Annotated in this window: 16 protein-coding genes; 7 read left to right on the top strand and 9 right to left on the bottom strand. The window is 54.3% G+C overall.

What is annotated here, in order from left to right:
* Window positions 1-42: 42 nt before the first annotated feature.
* The 4 genes from araC to ACPXSQ_RS05710 form a co-directional block, all read right to left on the bottom strand.
* Window positions 43-960, bottom strand: coding sequence for an arabinose operon transcriptional regulator AraC (gene araC / locus ACPXSQ_RS05725; protein ID WP_014593654.1), 918 nt, complete (start codon window positions 958-960; stop codon window positions 43-45).
* Between the two features lie 72 nt (window positions 961-1,032).
* Entirely contained in the window at window positions 1,033-2,019 is a 987-nt protein-coding gene (gene araH, locus ACPXSQ_RS05720; protein WP_013025704.1) for an L-arabinose ABC transporter permease AraH, read from the bottom strand.
* A gap of 12 nt (window positions 2,020-2,031) precedes the next feature.
* A complete protein-coding gene (gene araG / locus ACPXSQ_RS05715; protein WP_029569977.1) occupies window positions 2,032-3,552 on the bottom strand; it encodes an L-arabinose ABC transporter ATP-binding protein AraG in 1,521 nt (506 codons plus the stop codon).
* Window positions 3,553-3,696: 144 nt separating this feature from the next.
* Window positions 3,697-4,680 (bottom strand): arabinose ABC transporter substrate-binding protein, encoded by a 984-nt coding sequence (locus tag ACPXSQ_RS05710; protein ID WP_013025702.1) that lies wholly within the window; start codon window positions 4,678-4,680, stop codon window positions 3,697-3,699.
* Window positions 4,681-5,045: 365 nt separating this feature from the next.
* On the opposite strand from ACPXSQ_RS05710, the gene ACPXSQ_RS05705 reads away from it, so the two are divergent.
* Both ACPXSQ_RS05705 and araA read left to right on the top strand, forming a co-directional pair.
* Window positions 5,046-6,731, top strand: coding sequence for a ribulokinase (locus ACPXSQ_RS05705; RefSeq protein WP_174260744.1), 1,686 nt, complete (start codon window positions 5,046-5,048; stop codon window positions 6,729-6,731).
* Between the two features lie 11 nt (window positions 6,732-6,742).
* Complete coding sequence (gene araA, locus ACPXSQ_RS05700; RefSeq protein ID WP_174260743.1) at window positions 6,743-8,233, top strand: L-arabinose isomerase; 1,491 nt, start codon at window positions 6,743-6,745, stop codon at window positions 8,231-8,233.
* Between the two features lie 333 nt (window positions 8,234-8,566).
* Here araA and ACPXSQ_RS05695 read toward each other — a convergent pair whose 3' ends face one another.
* Both ACPXSQ_RS05695 and ACPXSQ_RS05690 read right to left on the bottom strand, forming a co-directional pair.
* Window positions 8,567-9,304 carry a hypothetical protein gene (locus ACPXSQ_RS05695; protein WP_105082491.1) on the bottom strand — a complete coding sequence of 246 codons (738 nt, stop codon included), beginning with the start codon at window positions 9,302-9,304 and terminating at the stop codon, window positions 8,567-8,569.
* A gap of 211 nt (window positions 9,305-9,515) precedes the next feature.
* Window positions 9,516-10,238, bottom strand: a complete 723-nt coding sequence (locus ACPXSQ_RS05690) for an SDR family oxidoreductase (protein ID WP_024471577.1) — start codon at window positions 10,236-10,238, stop codon at window positions 9,516-9,518.
* A 93-nt stretch (window positions 10,239-10,331) separates the two neighbouring features.
* On the opposite strand from ACPXSQ_RS05690, the gene ACPXSQ_RS05685 reads away from it, so the two are divergent.
* Together ACPXSQ_RS05685 and ACPXSQ_RS05680 are read left to right on the top strand one after the other, a co-directional pair.
* Complete coding sequence (locus ACPXSQ_RS05685; RefSeq protein ID WP_014605897.1) at window positions 10,332-11,267, top strand: LysR family transcriptional regulator; 936 nt, start codon at window positions 10,332-10,334, stop codon at window positions 11,265-11,267.
* A gap of 156 nt (window positions 11,268-11,423) precedes the next feature.
* A complete protein-coding gene (locus ACPXSQ_RS05680; RefSeq protein ID WP_022622738.1) occupies window positions 11,424-12,122 on the top strand; it encodes an RluA family pseudouridine synthase in 699 nt (232 codons plus the stop codon).
* 101 nt (window positions 12,123-12,223) lie between these two features.
* Here ACPXSQ_RS05680 and ACPXSQ_RS05675 read toward each other — a convergent pair whose 3' ends face one another.
* Window positions 12,224-13,159, bottom strand: a complete 936-nt coding sequence (locus tag ACPXSQ_RS05675; RefSeq protein ID WP_024471575.1) for an alpha/beta fold hydrolase — start codon at window positions 13,157-13,159, stop codon at window positions 12,224-12,226.
* Window positions 13,160-13,256: 97 nt separating this feature from the next.
* On the opposite strand from ACPXSQ_RS05675, the gene ACPXSQ_RS05670 reads away from it, so the two are divergent.
* Window positions 13,257-13,847, top strand: coding sequence for a CGNR zinc finger domain-containing protein (locus tag ACPXSQ_RS05670; protein ID WP_029569975.1), 591 nt, complete (start codon window positions 13,257-13,259; stop codon window positions 13,845-13,847).
* 88 nt (window positions 13,848-13,935) lie between these two features.
* Here ACPXSQ_RS05670 and ACPXSQ_RS05665 read toward each other — a convergent pair whose 3' ends face one another.
* Together ACPXSQ_RS05665 and ACPXSQ_RS05660 are read right to left on the bottom strand one after the other, a co-directional pair.
* Complete coding sequence (locus ACPXSQ_RS05665) at window positions 13,936-14,475, bottom strand: DUF2058 domain-containing protein (protein WP_014593642.1); 540 nt, start codon at window positions 14,473-14,475, stop codon at window positions 13,936-13,938.
* 392 nt (window positions 14,476-14,867) lie between these two features.
* Window positions 14,868-15,350, bottom strand: a complete 483-nt coding sequence (locus tag ACPXSQ_RS05660; RefSeq protein ID WP_013025692.1) for a cold-shock protein — start codon at window positions 15,348-15,350, stop codon at window positions 14,868-14,870.
* 292 nt (window positions 15,351-15,642) lie between these two features.
* On the opposite strand from ACPXSQ_RS05660, the gene ACPXSQ_RS05655 reads away from it, so the two are divergent.
* Together ACPXSQ_RS05655 and ACPXSQ_RS05650 are read left to right on the top strand one after the other, a co-directional pair.
* Entirely contained in the window at window positions 15,643-16,308 is a 666-nt protein-coding gene (locus ACPXSQ_RS05655) for a haloacid dehalogenase type II (RefSeq protein WP_104933356.1), read from the top strand.
* Window positions 16,309-16,423: 115 nt separating this feature from the next.
* The gene (locus tag ACPXSQ_RS05650; protein WP_228225216.1) at window positions 16,424-17,389 is read left to right on the top strand and encodes a phosphotransferase; all 966 of its coding nucleotides are present in this window, start codon (window positions 16,424-16,426) and stop codon (window positions 17,387-17,389) included.

The following is a 17,389-nucleotide window of genomic DNA, read 5'->3' as shown; positions in this document are numbered from 1 at the left end:
AGACTAATAGTCTCGTCAGGACAAGGAGGATTCCCCTTAAAATCAGGAGACTGTGCTGCGGGCGACTGTCCAGGCGTGCTGACTGGCTAAATTATCGTGCACGTCCTGATTACGTCGACGAAAATCACTGGGGCTGACGCCCACGCGTTTACGGAAGACGCGCGAGAAATAAAGCTGATCGTCATAGCCCACTTCGCGACCAATGCTGGCAATCGGCTCCTGCGTGGTCTGCAGCAGCAACTTGGCCCGTATCACCCGCTGATCTTCACGCCAGCGAAGCAGATTCACGCCCATCTGCTCACGGAACAGGTGCGCCAGCCGCGAAGGCGATAAGCAGACGTGGCGAGCCACTTCTTCAATTTTCACCTCGCTGGCGAGATGATTGTTCACATACTGGCAGGCTTCGATGATGCGCGGATCGCGAATTTGCTGGTGATTCCGCGGATCTTCCTCCACCGCACGCAGCAACAGGCGCTCCAGCAAATTCATCGCCAGTTCTTCGGCAAAGCGGCGTGAGGAGTTATGGGTTTGTTCAATGGTGGCAAACAGGCGATCGAATTCGCCACGCAGGGATTCAGGCAACCGCAGGCGCCCTACACCTTCCTGCTCATCCTGCCAGCGCAGCCAGTCATGCCAGTAAGCGCGCGGCCGGAAATAGACCCAGCGGTGAAACCACTGCGGGCTGTCGGGGGCACGACCGTAATAGTGGGCGGTTTTCGGCTGAAACAGCAGCATTTCACCGGGTTCACAATCAAAGGCTTTTTCGCCATCGAATACCCGGCCTTTGCCTTTGATGGTCAGGTTAAGAATATAGCCCTTCATGCCGTGCGGGCGATCGATAAAGAAATCCAGCGGACCATCCGCGGTGATAGGCGTTAACCCCGCCACCAGCCAGGCATTAAACGCGTATCCGGGCAGCAGGGGATTTTGCTGCTCTGCCGGTAATTCACGGTGATACATAATGTCCTCACTTCGTCGTTGAGTGATCACCCGCGGACGCCTTTCGCGTCCGCGGGAAGGTTTCACGCCAAATCAGACTTTATTTTTTTGTTTGTAGCGGTCAAATATCACCGCGGCTAACAGTATCAAACCACGCACAACATACTGTGAGAATGGCGAGATATTTAACAAATTCATCGCATTCTCGACGGTGCCAAGAATAAGCACGCCCGCCACCACGTAGGAAATTTTACCGATTCCGCCCTTGAGGGATACGCCGCCCAGGACGCAGGCAGAAATGACCACCAGCTCATAACCGATGGAGGTCATCGGCTGTCCGCTGGTCATACGGGACGCCAGAATGATGCCCGCCGCGGCGGAAACCAGACCTGAAAGGATAAAAATAATGATACGAGTCCGCACTACCGGTACGCCTGCCAGTCGCGCGGCTTCTTCATTGCCGCCGATAGCCAGCGTGTTGCGTCCAAACGTGGTTTTATTCAGCAGGAAGGCAAAAATCACCATGGTGGCCAGGGTGATCCAGATGGGGGCAGGCACGCCCAGCCAGTTGGCGAAGCCCAGCACAAAGAAGCGCTCGTCTTCGATGCCGACCGCTTTGCCATCGGAGAAAATGTAGGCCAGACCACGCACGATCTGCATTGTCGCCAGGGTCGTAATCAGGGCGTTAATCTTCAGTCGTGCAATCACGAAACCGTTGATAAAGCCGGTCGCCATTCCAAGCAGCAGCCCGGCCCCCACGCCAATCCACAGGCTTTCGGTCATGTTAATGACCACCGCCGTTACCACGCCTGCACAGGCGATAACGGAGGCAACCGAGAGATCGAAATCGCCGGATGCCAGACAGAACAGCATGCCGCAGGCGACCATGCCGGACATCGACATGGCCAGCCCCAGGCCTTTCATATTGATAAAGGAGCCGAAGTTGGGCACAAACACAGCACAGGCAATAAACAGCAGTGCAAAGACCACCAGCATGCCGAAATTGTCCCAGATGCGACCAAAATGCAGACCACGGCGTGGCGCTGCTGGCGGCGTATTAGATGTCGTGGATGAAGTCACGGTACTCTCCTGTCAGGCCACGGCGGCCGCTTGTGTCGTTTTAGGCATAGCCAGGCTCAGCGTCTGCTGCTCCGTAGCCTCGTCATGCAGTATTTCTCCGGCGATAGCCCCTTCACGCATGACCACAATGCGGTCAGCAAGGCCCATCACTTCCGGAAGATCGCTGGAAGCAAACAGCACCGCAATGCCCTTGTTTGCCAGCGCATAAATCAGGTTATAAATTTCGTGCTTGGCCCCAACGTCAATGCCGCGCGTGGGCTCATCCAGCAGGATCACTTTCATCTCCTCTGACAACCAGCGCCCCAGAATGGCTTTTTGCTGGTTGCCGCCAGAGAGGTTCATGATCAGCTGATCGGCACTCGGTGTTTTGATGTTGAGCGAACGAATATGACGGTCAGCGTTCGTGGCTTCCCAGCCGTTTTTAATCAGGCATCCGGCGGTCAGGTTATGGCGACGGGCGCTGATGTTGATATTGTCGCGGACCGAATGTACCGGAATGATGCCTTCGGCTTTGCGATCTTCCGGGCAGAGCATCACGCCAGCACGGATAGCATCGATTGGGGCGCTGAGCTTCAGCGGTTTGCCATCCAGCAGCACCTGACCGCCACGCAGTCGCGTTGCGCCAAACAGCCCTTTCAGCAGCTCGCTGCGCCCTGCGCCAACCAGGCCAAATAAGCCAACAATTTCGCCCGCGTGCACATTGAGCGAAATCGGCGTTCTGACGCCCTTCGCTTCCACATTCTGCAGTTCGAGCCGCACGGCGCCTTTTTCACGCGGCGAATACCCATAAATGTCGCCCAGATTACGCCCGACCATCGCCTGAACCAGATCGTCGTGATGCGTGTTGGCCATGTCGGTAAAGGTTCGAACATAGCGGCCATCTTTAAAAACGGTGATGGCGTCGCTGAGGGCAAAGATCTCTTCCATACGATGCGAAACGTAGAGCACCACGCGCCCTTCTGCCCGCAGCTGACGGATAACCCGGAACAGGTTATCGATTTCCCGTGCAGACAGTGAACTGGTGGGCTCATCAAACGCGATGATGCGCGCATTGCGCGCCAGCGCTTTGGCAATTTCCACCATCTGCCATTGCCCCAGAGACAGGTATTTCAGCGGCATGTCGGGATCAACGTCCATGCCTAAGTTTTTCAGTTGCAGTCCGGCTTCGTAACGCAGCAGTTTTCGGTTGACCAGCCCGTGCTTGTGCGGCAACTGACCGAGATAAATATTTTCTGCCACGCTCATTTCGGGGACTAAATGCAGTTCCTGGTAGATAATCGCCACGCCCGCGTCCAGCGCGTCAGTGGTGTGCTGAAAATTAACCGGCTTTCCTTTGATACGAATGTCACCGCCGCTCGGCAGATAGCTGCCACTGAGGATTTTAAGCAGTGTCGATTTACCGGCACCGTTTTCTCCCATTAGCGCATGCACCTGACCACCGTGGCACTCAAACGAGATGTCCTGTAACGCTTTGACGCCGGGAAAGGTTTTACTGATGCCATGAAACGACAGAAAGGCTGAATCAGTGTTCATGGTTTCTCCAAAAAATGGCGTTGATGATTCGGGCCACCGGCAGTTAAGGATTTATCCTGTTACCCCATTGGGTAACGCTGTAAACCCCCTGCTTTCTCTGTGGCCCGATAATGACTTTACCTGTGCTGCCTAAGCAGCCTGCTGTTACATCAACCCTTTCTTCGCCAGCTCGGCTTTAAAGTTGTCGCGGGTGATTAACACCACGTCGGTGACTTCAGTGAATTTCGGCGGTTCCTGACCTTTGCTCACCCAGTTGTAGAGCATCTGGCTGCTCTTATAACCGTGGATATCCGGGCTTGGCAGCAGAGATCCATAGAAGCCGGTTGCGTTGGCCTTCGACAGTTCACTCACCGCATCCACACCGTTAATACCGATACCGATGACGTCAGCGGCTTTAAAGCCCTGTCCTTCGGTTGCGCGCACGCCGCCCAGCACGGTGTTGTCGTTCATGCCGACAATCAACCAGTGTTTCACTTCCGGGTGCTGAACCAGCAGAGAGTTACCCGCATCGAATGCACCAGGGATATCATTGGACTTGGTCGGCACCTGGTAGATCTGTTTTTCCGGGAATCCTGCAGCTTTTAGCGCATCCATCGAACCCCCGGTACGACGACGGGCGGTATCCAGCTCGTTCGCCGTAATCGCCATCACCGCCGTGTCTTTTGCGTCCCAGCCGCGTTTTTGCATTTCTTTATAGAGTTCCTGACCCTGACGCTCACCAATCTTGGTCGCCGCCATCATTACTAACGGCACGCTATCCATGGGTTTGCCTTTGGCGTTGACGAACTGGTCATCCACCGCAATCACTTTCAGTCCGTAGCCCCGTGCTTTTGCCATAATGGCCGAGCCCAGCTTGGGATCCGGTGTACAGATAACAAAACCTTTCGCGCCGCTTGCCGCAAGGCTGTCTATCGCATTGAGGGTTTTCTCGCCGTCCGGAACGGCAATTTTGATGACCTCAAAGCCCAGATCTTTTCCGGCCTTATCGGCAAATTTCCATTCCGTCTGGAACCACGGCTCCTCGGGTTGCTTGACCAGAAAACCCAGCTTCATGGTCTCGGCGATAGCTGATTGTGACATAACCGCTGCCAGCCCAATGGCTGCCAACGCTTTAGTGAATTTATGCATGATGCTCTCCGGCGCTAGTTGTTTTATCGCTGTTAAAAACGAATTGGTGTAAACGCTACCAGTTAACTTTCTTTTAGGGGTACAGAAGTAAATCAGGACGTTAGCGCGAGCCGCGATGGTAGCCTGCTTAAACGTTGGCCTATTTTTAGCGGGAATGGAGAAGAAAAATGTAGAGCGGTATCACATCTTAAAATCACGACAGAATGATCCATATATTCAGCGAATTTAACCGTCTCTTAACTTTTGCAATGGATCACAATTTCACTGCTGATGGCAGAAAAGTGCATATTCTCAGCCAGCCGTGACTAACCGTTATTTCTTACACATCACAGGATAAGGAGGTTTATTCATAACAGGAGATTCAAATGCGTACTGAAGCCATCACCCTGGGACTGGACTTTGGTAGTGATTCGGTGCGTGCGCTGGCGGTGGATTGTCACTCTGGTCAGGAGCTGCAAAGTGCCGTGGCAAACTATGCACGCTGGCAGCAAGGCCTTTACAGCGATCCTCACAGCAACCGCTTCCGTCACCATCCACAAGACTATATTGATGCCATGGAGCAGGCCATGCTCGAGGTGTTAAATGCGTTGAGTGAAGAACAACGCGCTGCCGTCGTCGGTATCGGCGTTGACAGTACCGGCTCCACACCCGCGCCTGTTGACCGTGACGGCAAGGTTCTGGCGCTGCGGCCTGAGTTTGCTGAAAACCCAAACGCGATGTTTGTGCTGTGGAAAGATCATACGGCAATTGAAGAAGCCGAAGAGATCAATCAGCTGTGCCGTAGCGGCCGCTTTACCGACTACAGCCGTTACATTGGCGGCATTTACTCTTCTGAATGGTTCTGGGCAAAAATCCTTCACGTGACGCGTCACGATGCAGCGGTGCGCGAGGCCGCAGTCTCCTGGGTTGAACTGTGCGACTGGGTACCGGCATTGCTCAGCGATACCGTTGCCCCAGAAAAACTGCGCCGTGGACGCTGCGCCGCCGGCCATAAAGCACTGTGGCACGGCGACTGGAACGGCTTGCCGGATGTGGAATTTCTGAATGCGCTCGATCCCCATCTTACTCAGCAGCTTGACTCTCCCCTGTTTAAAGACACCTGGACCGCGGATTTGCCGGTGGGCACGTTGAGTCCCGAGTGGTCACAGCGCCTGGGGTTATCCCAGCAGGTGACGATTTCAGGCGGTGCCTTTGACTGTCATATGGGTGCAGTGGGCGCAGGCGCACGGCCCTACACGCTGGTGAAAGTGATTGGCACCTCCACCTGCGACATTCTGATTGCGGATACTGAGAAGGTGGGCGACCGCGCGATCAAAGGCATTTGCGGACAGGTCGATGGCAGCGTGGTGCCGGGCGCAATGGGTCTGGAAGCCGGACAGTCGGCGTTTGGCGATATTTATGCCTGGTTCAGTCGCCTGCTCGGCTGGCCGTTACAGCAGGCGGCGCAGCACCATCCTGAACTAAAACCGCAACTGGCAGAGATGCAAAAGTCGCTGATCAAAAACCTGACTGACGCCTGGGCCGCCAATCCGCAATTGGATCATCTGCCGGTGGTGCTGGACTGGTTCAATGGCCGCCGCACACCGAACGCCAATCAGCGTCTTAAAGGCGTGATCACCGACCTTAATCTCGGCACCGATGCCCCAGCCCTGTTTGGCGGCCTGATTGCGGCGACCGCATTTGGCGCCCGCGCCATCATGGAGTGCTTCGAGCAGCAGGATATTCCGGTTGAGAACATTTTGACCCTGGGCGGCATTGCCCGTAAGTCACCCGCCATTATGCAGGCCTGCTGCGACGTGATGAATCGCCCGCTGGATATCGTCTCTTCAGATGAATGTTGCGCCCTGGGCGCCGCCATCTTCGCCGCCGTGGCCGCCGGTGTTCACCGCGACGTCGAGCAGGCACAGAAGGTGATGGCCAGCCCGATTGACGTCACGCTGCAGCCCGATCCGCAGCGCGTCGCGCGCTATCAGGAACTTTATCAACGCTATCAACAATGGTGCGTGACGGCAGAACCTCATTATGCCGCACGTTCCGCTTCCGCTAAGTAAAGGAGTGGTTTATGCAACAGTTCAACGTGTGGTTTGTCATTGGTACACAGCACCTCTACGGAGCGGAAACGTTACGTCAGGTTGAGCAGAATGCCCGTCAGGTGGTGGAAGGTCTGAATCAGGCGGGACTGCCTGTGCGCCTGGCACTCAAACCGCTGGTGAAATCGCCAGATGAAGCGCTGTCGCTGTGCCGTGACGCCAGTCACGATCAAAACTGTGTGGGCATCATTACCTGGCTTCATACTTTTTCGCCGGCCAAAATGTGGATCGGCGGTTTAAACGTATTAACGAAACCGTTATTGCAGTTTCATACCCAGTTTAATGCCGAAATTCCGTGGGACAGCATGGACATGGACTTCATGAACCTGAACCAGACCGCTCACGGCGGTCGTGAGTTTGGCTTTATCGGCGCACGTATGGGCCTGCAGCACAGCGTGGTGACCGGCCACTGGCAGGATAAACACAGCCAACAGCGCGTGGCCAACTGGATGCGCGCCGCGCTGGCCAAACAGGTCAGTCAGCACCTGAAAGTGGCCCGTTTCGGCGATAACATGCGTGAAGTGGCCGTAACGGAAGGCGATAAGGTCGCGGCACAAATCAAATTTGGCTATGCCGTCAATGGCTGGGGCGTGGGGGATCTGGTCGAAGTGATTAACGGCGTCAGCGATGGCGATGTTAATGCACTGGTCGATGAGTATGAGAGCCAGTACCGCTTCACCGATGTGGCCGCCGTCGGCGGTGAAAAGCGGCAAAACGTTCTGGATGCCGCGCGCATTGAGCTGGGCCTGAAGCGTTTTCTGGACGATGAAGGCTGTATGGCATTTACCACCAACTTCCAGACGCTGCATGGCATGACCCAGCTACCCGGCCTGGCGGTACAGCGCCTGATGGGCCAGGGCTATGGTTTTGCAGGCGAAGGCGACTGGAAAACGGCCGCCCTGCTGCGCATTTTCAAAGTGCTGGCGGGCGATCGTCCCGGCGGAACCTCCTTTATGGAGGATTACACTTACCACTTCTCACCGGGCAACGATTTAGTACTGGGTTCACATATGCTGGAGGTGTGCCCGTCCATCGCGCTGGAAGAGAAGCCGCTGATTGACGTTCAGTTCCTGGGCATTGGCAACAAAGCCGATCCGGCACGACTGATCTTCTCAACACCGGCAGGCCGTGCCATCAACGCCAGCGTGATCGATATGGGTGACCGCTTTCGTCTGCTGGTGAACGTAGTGGACGCCATCGAGCAGCCTAAACCTCTGCCAAAACTGCCCGTGGCCCGTGCGCTGTGGAAAGCTCAGCCATCGCTGGCAACGGCCTCTGAAGCCTGGATCCTGGCGGGCGGCGCGCACCATACCGTGTTCAGTCAGGCACTGAGCCTGGATGATATGTATCTGTACGGTGAGATGCACGGCATTGAGGTGCTGGTGATTGACGAACATACCCAGTTGCCTGCGTTTAAGGATGCCCTGCGCTGGAACGATGCGTACTACCATATGAAGCGTTAAGATTGCTGAGACGTTGCGAACGGGTCAGATTGCTGGCCCGTTTTTTTATGGCTTGCCGCCGACCTTATCAACTCAGGCGGTCAACCGTGAATCACCCGAGGTAATACAATCGGATCAGTACGCCTTGCGTCACGGCTTTGCTTCTTCTTTTTTATCTGTTTCGTTATGAGGTTCTGCGTCAATTCGAGCCTGTTTCTGTGCAGTCAGTAGGCTGATGCAAAAGGGTTATCTGGCAGCAGAAATTAACATACGGGCTAGACGTTCTTTGTACAAAGGGCACAGGCCTGGATCACTCATTGCCTGCCACGTAACAGCGGCAGGCAGGCCTGGCATTTATTTTTTCAATAAACGTGGCAGTTGATTATCAAGCTCAAGAATACAGGCATCCATCATCTTTTGCGTTTCCTGGGTCACTTTAGCGTAATTGTTGGCCTTCCAGTCACTGATCGGTGCTGTCGCCGGTTTCGGTGCACACTCTGATACCACATAGGCGCTGAGAATATTGCCGCCTTCCGGACGTTTATAGAACAGCACGCGGTAAGTTAAATCGTAGTTGCTGTTATTGGCCGACATATCGCTATAAACCAGTGACCATTGCGCCGCGGCAATGAACAGCGGCTGTGTATAAGCATATCCGTTGCCATTTTTATCGAGCCAGCTTTTTATTTTCACTACGGCTTTTGGGGTAAAATAGTGCGCCGTAGGTTCGGGCAGCGCATCAACAGAGGTGCCTTTATAACTGTTTTTGTCAAAGGAGCCGGTGCTGATTCCCCCACCTAACACTGCCGTTAGCACAGACATGCCCACACCCGCACCGGTACTCACCGGTGTGACTTCGCGCAGTTTTACGTCTGAGTAATGATTGTTATTCATATCCACTGGCGCATAAATCGTCTCAACAGTCAGCGTGCTGCCGTTATCGGCCTTAACGACCTGAGCATTATTTTTACCTGCGCATCCCACCAGAAAGATTAATGACAACGTACCCGTTATTAATAACTTGCTCATATTTATCGCATTCCCTTTACGTAAAAAGCCCTTGTTTCCGATTGTCTCTTTAAGGATTTCCAACCGGATTTCAGCTTCTATAACGGGTAAAAGGGAAAAAGCTTTAGGATTTTTTCATTAATTTTTGATGAATACTCATGGCTTAGTGTCGGTCAAGCATGATGGTGCGCAGGAACGTCCAGGCAGCTGACGGGCACCTGTGGTTCAGCAAGCGCCCACGGATGCCCTCACAGAAGAGGCCTGAATATCACCCTTTCCATCACTGAATGGCGGTTTACCACGTCACCGGCTTGCCAAAGCGATCCAGATACTCCAGCCCCGATCGGCCCCGCTTGTGCTCGATGACGTTCACGATATCAGGCAGGGTTTCCTCAAGGCTAAAGGCCCCCTCTTCACCGCCCAGAGCCGTGCGGATCCAGCCCGGTGCCAGCAGTAATAAAGCCCGGTCCGGATGAGAGCGCGCCTGCCGTGCCGCATAGCTTCGCATATATTGATTCAGCGCGGCTTTAGAGCCGCGATACACTTCTCTTCCCCCTTTCACATTATCCCCCACGCTACCTTGACCGGATGACATGACGCCAATCAGTCCGTTGGCTCTGACTCGATCCTGACAGGTTTCAACAACCCGCATTGGCGAAAGCGCATTCGTTACCATGACGTGAATAAAATCTTCGGTACTGACCTCTCCAATCGTCTCACTCTGGTTGGGATTCGCCGTGCCGGCATTCACAAAAAGCGCGTCATAGCAACGATGCTGCAACCGCGATTTAAGCTGAGCGATTTGATCGGTATCGTTGATGTCCAGTTGTTCAATGGTAAGTGCATGCGGATAACGTGCAGACAAATCCTGCATAGCCTCGGGATGGCTGTTACGCACCGTTGCCGTCACTTCCCAGCCGCGGCTGAGCAGCTCACTGGTCATGGCCAACCCGATACCTCGTGAGGCACCTATTAATAACATTTTGGGCTTGTCGGCCTGCGATGAATAAAGCGTCATAAGAGTTACTCCTGCTGGTTGCGGAAATAACGACTTTAATGCGCAAAGAACAGTTGAGCCAGACGCACAGGATGCAATAATAGATTGCGTCTGATGCAAGGGTCTGACTTTATGCCTGATATTGATCTGAATTTACTCACTGCGCTGGATGCTTTGCTGACAGAGTGCAGCGTGACACGCGCAGCGAAACGGTTGGGGCTCAGTACCTCAGCCATGAGCCGCACGCTAGGCCGCTTACGCCTGGCGACCGGCGATCCGCTACTGGTTCAGGCCGGGCATAATATGGTTCCAACGCCCTATGCCACTGAACTGGCCACGCGCGTCCATGAGACGACTATGGACGCGTTCGCCCTGCTGCGCCCCGCAGATAAACGCCTCGATCTTTCTACAACCGCGCGCAGCATCGTTATACGGGCGAATGAAGGATTTATCGATTTAACCGCCGCCGCGCTGCTTAACGAGCTTCGCCAGACCGCGCCCAGGCTACGACTCATTTTCGTCAATAAATCAGATAAAGCGCCGCAGGCGTTGCGTGAAGGCAAGATTGATCTTGAAATTGGCGTGCTGGGTACGGATGCGCCGGAACTCAAAACCAGGCTGCTATTCAGCGACCACTTTGTGGGCATCTGCCGACGCGATCATCCGCTGCTGGATAACCCAGGCGTGACGGCAGAGCGCTATGCCAGCTTTTCGCATATCGTCATGTCCAGAAATAATGCCCGCTCTGGGCCTGTTGACGCCGCGCTTGATGCGCTTCAACTGCGCCGGGACATTCTGATGTCCGTTCCGACTTACAGCAGCGCCATCAATATTGTTTGCCAGACAGACCTCATTGGGCTGGTACCGTCATCCGCGCTGGTCGGGCCCAACCGGCGCGCCGACCTGGTGCATTTCGATCTGCCTGTGGCTACACCGGTGATAAAGGTGCTGGCTATCTGGCATCCAAGACTGCACGCGGACCCGGTGCACCGCTGGCTTCGTGATACGATCGTCGCCGTTTGCCGCCGGGAACAGGGTAAAACCAAATGAATAGCGCGATGTGATACCGGGTCGACACAGAGACTCGCGATCTTGCAAGCCGGTATCAGACTTTTTTCCTTTCCGGGCTGATGCTTATAGCGCCCCATTCGCCTGGGGGGTGAAAATTCGTTATCATCAGCGCCTGTTCACGCCCCAGGCCCACTGATGTCTACGATCGTTGATACTTTTATTGCCCCGCCGTGCCATGAGGAGATACGCATTCTCTATCAGGACGACCATCTGGTGCTGATCGACAAGCCCAGTGGGCTGTTGAGCCTGTCAGGCAAAAACCCCCAAAACCTGGACTCGGTACACTATCGCCTGGTGACGATCTTCCCCGGCTGCACACTGGTGCACCGGCTGGATTTTGGCACCTCCGGGTTGATGGTTGTGGCGCGTAACAAAACCATTAACGCGGCGCTCAGCCAGCAATTCAGCGCGCGCACGGTGGCTAAGCATTACAGCGCCCTGCTGTGCGGGCATTTACCGGATGAAGAAGGCATCATCGATGCTCCCATCGCGAAAGACCCAGCCCGGTTTCCACGGATGTCTATTTGCGCCGAATGGGGCAAGCCTGCCCGTTCCCGTTATCGGGTTGTTGAGCGTTTTAACTTTAAACGGGATGACGCCAGTGTAATTCCCCTGACGCGCGTGACGCTGATCCCAGAAACCGGTCGCACTCATCAGTTGCGTATTCACTGCCAGCTGCTGGGCCATCCGATTTTAGGCTGTGACCTCTACGGGGGGCTTTTGCTGCCGGGCACGGAACAGACGCCAAGGTTAATGCTTCATGCCAGTGAACTGCAGTTTGTTCATCCCGTTACCGGTGAGCCCTTTCACATCGTCAGCCCCAGTCCGTTTTAACGCAACGCCTTTACATTGGCGCCAGGAACACGGCTGACATTGTTGTGCCAGGCCGCTTCAGCCCGCAAACGCCTCTTGTTGTCACGGCTGACGGCACCGGTTTACTTCAGGTGCAGGTTATTCAGAAAGTCGGTAATAGCCGCAGCGATCGCCAGGCCGTGCGTTTCCAGCGCAAAGTGTCCGGTATCATAGAAGCGAATCTCCGCATCGGGCAGATCCCGTTTCCACGCCTCGGCACCAGCCGGCAGGAAGAAGGGATCGTTTTTCCCCCACACCGCAAGCAAGGGGGGCTGAAACTGACGGAAGTAGTTCTGAAACGCCGGGTACAGCGCCACGTTTGATGCGTAATCCAGCAGCAAATCGAGTTGAATCTCCGCGTTACCCGGCCGAAGAATGTGCAAACCCTCAAGCGTGTAACCATCCGGTGAGACACGACTTTTATCGGGCACGCCCTCAAGATATTGCCATTTGATCGAAGCTGGCGTTGGGAAGTCTCGCAGCGCGTCACGGTTTTCCTGGCTGGGCTCCTGCCAGTAGCGCTGGATCGGTTTCCAGCCCTCACCCAGTCCTTCCTCATAGGCGTTACCATTTTGAGAAATAATGGCCGTAATCCGTTCGGGATGACTGACGGCAAGCCGCCAGCCGACGGGGGCGCCATAGTCATGAACCATCAGCGCATAGCGCTCCAGCTTAAGCTGTTGCGTTAACTGCTCAATAGTGATTGCCAGCTGGCTGAAGGCGTAAACGTATTCGCCTCGTGCCGGAGATTCCGTGAAGCCAAACGCAGGCAGGTCGGGTGCAATCACGTGGTAGTGCCCGGCAAGATGCGGGATCAGGTCTCTGAACATAAACGAGGATCCCGCGAAGCCATGCAACAGCAGTATTGTCGGCCTGTTGGGATCGCCCGCTTCGCGGTAAAACACATTGACGTCGCCAACCTGTTCGTAGCGGTATTTTACGCCATCCCGTTGCTGTGCATCGTTAACGTCTTGCGTACGCAAACTGTCTGTCGTCGTAATGGATTTTGAAGCCGCCATGATGTTTCCTTATGATGTAACCGTTAAAGTTATTATTTGAAGGTTACGATCTGTTTTGCTAACCTGTCAAATATGTTTTTAACAGTTACAGGCAGCTATGAATTCCGATCTCAACACCCACGACTTCCTTTTCCTGGCGGATAACCTCGCACTGGACTTTATCAATAGTGAATACGGCGTGGACGAGCAGCGACATGACTGTTTCAGCGACGATCGACGCGTGATGCTCTGGCTGGAGATGGCAGGGATCTTGCCGGATGGCGCGCCTTTGCAGGCACCTGATGGGCTGTTACATGAAGCGCGGGCGCTGCGCGACAGTGCACGTGCACTTGTCGATGCTGCGATGAATGGCTTATCTGCGGATCTGACTGTTCTTAACAGGCTCTATAAGGACGGGCGCCCGACGAAGCGACTGGCGTGGGATGATGACGCGCAGCGATACCAGATCGCGGTTAGCCACGAGGAGATAAGCATAGCCATCCTGCTTTGGCCGGTGGTCAACGCACTGGTCGAGCTTGTTGTCAGTGACAGCTTTACCTACGTGCGCCAGTGTGAAGCACATGACTGTATCCTGCTTTTCCATGACCTCAGTAAATCGCACCGCCGCCGCTGGTGCAGCATGGCGACCTGTGGCAATCGCATGAAAGTCGCGGCGTTTCGATCCCGAAAGCGATCGGATCAGGTTTGATTATGGCTGCAAACGGCACGAGCCCTGCGGCGAAAGTGCGCAGCACTTTGCAGCAAGGCTCAGCGGTTATCCCGCCTGATTGCAATCATTACCACATCAGATCATCGGGTACTTTGAAATCGGCATAGGGATCGTCTTCATCCTGGGCTTCCTGACTCAGCGCACTGTTTAAGACAATACTGTTGGCATCACGTTGGGCAATTTTATCAGCCACGCTCGCGGGAATAATGGCGTAATGGCTCTCTTCGCTGTTATCAACCTGCAAACGTGCGATCGCCAGACGGCCATTGATAAGTTGTGCCTGGGTGGGCTTATCCACCATGATTTTTTTAATCAGGTTGTTATCTGTGAAGTTAAAACCGATATCACCTCGGGAAATGTCGATTTTGTTCATGTCAATCAGCTGCTTCACCTGCGCCTTGTACTCTTTTGAAAGCACAGCCTGCCGTTGTTGTTCATTAAGCTGCTTGTCACGCTCTTGCTGGGCTTTTTTGTTCTCTTCTACAGCTTCGCGCGCCTCGCGGGCCTGAACACGCGATTTTTTGGCCGTTCTCTGGACCTTGTCCATTTTCTTACTGGTGACTAATCCTGCTTTTAACAGCTGCTCTTGTAAGGTGAGTTTTGCCATCTTGTTCTCTGAATCTGATGAGGAATGGGCGGGATTATACCTGAGGCGATAGCAGATTGCAGACGCTGATGTAGTGCGCACTTAAGACTCGAGCGGACGTTGTATGCGCGAAGTCGTGAGGTTCCCCACGTCGGGTCCGGTATCCGTCAGTCGCTCATCCCCGGGTTAGCGTCCTGCAGATGCTGGCTGAGAGGGAGCCGGTGGTTCGCTAACGCAATCGGCTATGCGCAACAGAGACGACGTTGAGGGAAGTCTGTAAACTCATCAAGACGCGCACTGGAATATAACAAACCTGTTAGTCACAGGCGGTAAAGCGCGAAGAGAGATAAAAAGAAGGGATAAACGCCGCCAGCGCCCTGTCAGGCGAGCACTGGCAGACAGGTCTGATGATGTCAGACCTTGAGCATTTTTACTGTGGCATCAATGTCTATCTCATCTTCAGAGAAGATTAGGGTTGCGCCCTGAAAGGTGGTGATGGCCAGTTTTTTCAACGTACGCATCTCATCGGCCTGGGCTGCGGATTTAGGTTTGATATTGTTCATTAAGATGCCCACAGACAGCACCGTATTTTCTTTATCGATACGGCTGCTGGCAGGCACTTCCTCGCTGAAGACCACATAAGACTTAATGGCAGTGAGCTTGATTCGCTCACCCGCGATAAAAATGTATTTGCTCTCTGGCAGGACTTTCACCGCAAAGGCCGACAGCCCTTTATTGTTGGTGGTGGGTTCAAACGTCACCGCCGCATCTTTCTTAATCAGATCAGGGTTGGCGACCTTAATCACGTGAAAATACCGGTTATCACCGTTTTCATCTTTGATAAAGCCAAAGCCTTTATCCTGAAACCAGGTTGTGATTGTTCCATTCATCGCCATTACCGCCTACCTAATCGTTTATCTACTCAATTTTTTCAGCGCGCAGTGTAAAACACAATGCGGGTGCAAACTACGTCTTTGGGCTAAGTGTGGCCGATAAATTTCTGCTCTGCACCTAAGCTTTTCGGGCAGAGAGGTCGGGAAGACCATGAGGGCGTGGCTGGCGGCAGATGAATAATGCCGCCCCCCACTGTGAATTGAGCAAAAACCACTCCGTTACCGGGTCAATAAGAAATTATCTGTTCGGTCACAGCGATATACTTCTTTAAAACAAATTAAAGAGGTTAATCGCATGATTTATCAGCCAAAATTTATCAGCTTCGACTGCTACGGAACGCTCATAAACTTTGAAATGGGGCCGACCGCTAAGGGGCTTTTTGCCGACCGGATTGCAGAACAGCGAATGCCTGCGTTTCTGGACAGCTTCCGTTTCTACCGGCTTGATGAAGTGCTGGGTGACTGGAAGCCGTTTTTTCAGGTCGTTGAAAACGCTATTCAGCGGGCCTGTAAAGCGCATGATGTGGAGTACCGCGATTCTGATGCACTCACTCTTTATAACGCGGTGCCGACCTGGCAGCCACATCCTCACGTTGTGGAAACGCTGGAATTGATCTCTCAACATATTCCGTTAGTGATTTTGTCGAATTCGATGGTGGATCTTATTCCCCACAGCGTCGCCCATCTTAAAGCGCCTTTTCATGCGGTGTACACCGCTGAAGCGGCTCAGGCTTACAAGCCGCGTGCACAGATTTTCGAATACATGTTTGACCAGTTGGGCTGCGGACCCGAGCAGATGATGCACTGCTCCTCCAGCTTCCGTTATGACCTGATGACGGCATCCGACCTTGGCTTTATGGCCAAAGCGTTTATCGATCGTGGGCATGAACCCGCCTTAGAAGGTTATGGCGTTGATCGGCTCACCGACTTCCGCCAGCTTGCCGGCCTGCTTGGTATTTAATGCGTCTCTGGGTGCGGAGAAACGAGGAAATATGATGCCTGATGAACAGAGGCCCAAGGCGGTTGCACTCAGCACAGCTGCGCCAGCGCTTTCGCTGCCGGCTATCCAATCTTTAGTGTCTGAAAAATATGGCATTGAGGGCAACGTCCTGCCGCTGGCCAGTGAGCGCGATCAGAACTGTTGCATCGAGCAGGCCGACGGCACGCGCTATGTGTTAAAGATCAGTAATCCCTCTGAAGCGCTGTCCATCGTGGATTTTCAGATTGCCGCGCTTAATCACATCGCCGAGGCTGCGCCCGGGCTGTCCACGCCGCGCGTCGTGCGAACGCTAGAGGGCTCCCTGCGTGACAACGTCACTCTTGACGGAGGAGAAATAACGACCGTCAGAATGCTGACCTATTTAGACGGTATACAGGTTAAGGATACGGAGAGAACCCCAGCACAGCGTTGCGCGATGGGCACCTGTCTGGCCCGGCTTGACCTGGCTTTACAGGCATTCAGCCATCCCGCTGCCAGCCACGATCTTCTCTGGAACGTTTCAGCCGCGCATCGCCTGATGGATAAGCTGGAAGACCTCGTGGATCCCACCCGTCGCAGGCTGGCTGAAAAATTTATGACACGTTTTATCACCCATATCCTGCCGCGCCTTCCGGCGCTGAGGGCGCAGGTTATCCATAACGACTTCCATCTCTACAACGTGATGGTTGCGCCAGAGGCGCAGGATCATATTACGGGCATTATCGATTTTGGCGACATGCTTTATGCCCCCCTGGTCGGCGAAGTCGCAACCGCGGCGGCCTTTCAGATGACAGGCAGCGTCGATCCTTTTGCCGGCGCCGCCCAGTTTGTCGGCGCCTACCACCAGACGCTCCCGCTTACCGATCTGGAGCAGGCGGTCGTGACCGATCTGATGGCGACCCGTCATCTGATTACCGTTTTGATTACCGAGTGGCGCGCGGTTCGCTATCCACACAATCGCGCCTATATCATGCGGCACAATCCAGCCGCGTGGGAGGCGCTGTCTTTAATGGCGGATCTGTCTCGCGATACGGCACGTGACCGACTGCTGGCTGAACTCTGA

This window comes from Pantoea sp. EEL5, from assembly GCF_049892805.1.
In the GTDB taxonomy this organism is placed as follows: Bacteria; Pseudomonadota; Gammaproteobacteria; order Enterobacterales; family Enterobacteriaceae; genus Pantoea; species Pantoea ananatis.
This window is presented reverse-complemented; position numbering and strand designations above follow the sequence as displayed.

Excerpts from the sequence above, each read along its gene's own strand:
- araC (WP_014593654.1), bottom strand. The coding sequence starts at position 960 with ATGTATCACCGTGAATTACCGGCAGAGCAGCAAAATCCCCTGCTGCCC.
- araG (WP_029569977.1), bottom strand. The coding sequence starts at position 3,552 with ATGAACACTGATTCAGCCTTTCTGTCGTTTCATGGCATCAGTAAAACC.
- ACPXSQ_RS05710 (WP_013025702.1), bottom strand. The coding sequence starts at position 4,680 with ATGCATAAATTCACTAAAGCGTTGGCAGCCATTGGGCTGGCAGCGGTT.
- ACPXSQ_RS05705 (WP_174260744.1), top strand. The coding sequence starts at position 5,046 with ATGCGTACTGAAGCCATCACCCTGGGACTGGACTTTGGTAGTGATTCG.
- araA (WP_174260743.1), top strand. The coding sequence starts at position 6,743 with ATGCAACAGTTCAACGTGTGGTTTGTCATTGGTACACAGCACCTCTAC.
- ACPXSQ_RS05690 (WP_024471577.1), bottom strand. The coding sequence starts at position 10,238 with ATGACGCTTTATTCATCGCAGGCCGACAAGCCCAAAATGTTATTAATA.
- ACPXSQ_RS05685 (WP_014605897.1), top strand. The coding sequence starts at position 10,332 with ATGCAAGGGTCTGACTTTATGCCTGATATTGATCTGAATTTACTCACT.
- ACPXSQ_RS05680 (WP_022622738.1), top strand. The coding sequence starts at position 11,424 with ATGTCTACGATCGTTGATACTTTTATTGCCCCGCCGTGCCATGAGGAG.
- ACPXSQ_RS05675 (WP_024471575.1), bottom strand. The coding sequence starts at position 13,159 with ATGGCGGCTTCAAAATCCATTACGACGACAGACAGTTTGCGTACGCAA.
- ACPXSQ_RS05670 (WP_029569975.1), top strand. The coding sequence starts at position 13,257 with ATGAATTCCGATCTCAACACCCACGACTTCCTTTTCCTGGCGGATAAC.
- ACPXSQ_RS05665 (WP_014593642.1), bottom strand. The coding sequence starts at position 14,475 with ATGGCAAAACTCACCTTACAAGAGCAGCTGTTAAAAGCAGGATTAGTC.
- ACPXSQ_RS05660 (WP_013025692.1), bottom strand. The coding sequence starts at position 15,350 with ATGGCGATGAATGGAACAATCACAACCTGGTTTCAGGATAAAGGCTTT.
- ACPXSQ_RS05655 (WP_104933356.1), top strand. The coding sequence starts at position 15,643 with ATGATTTATCAGCCAAAATTTATCAGCTTCGACTGCTACGGAACGCTC.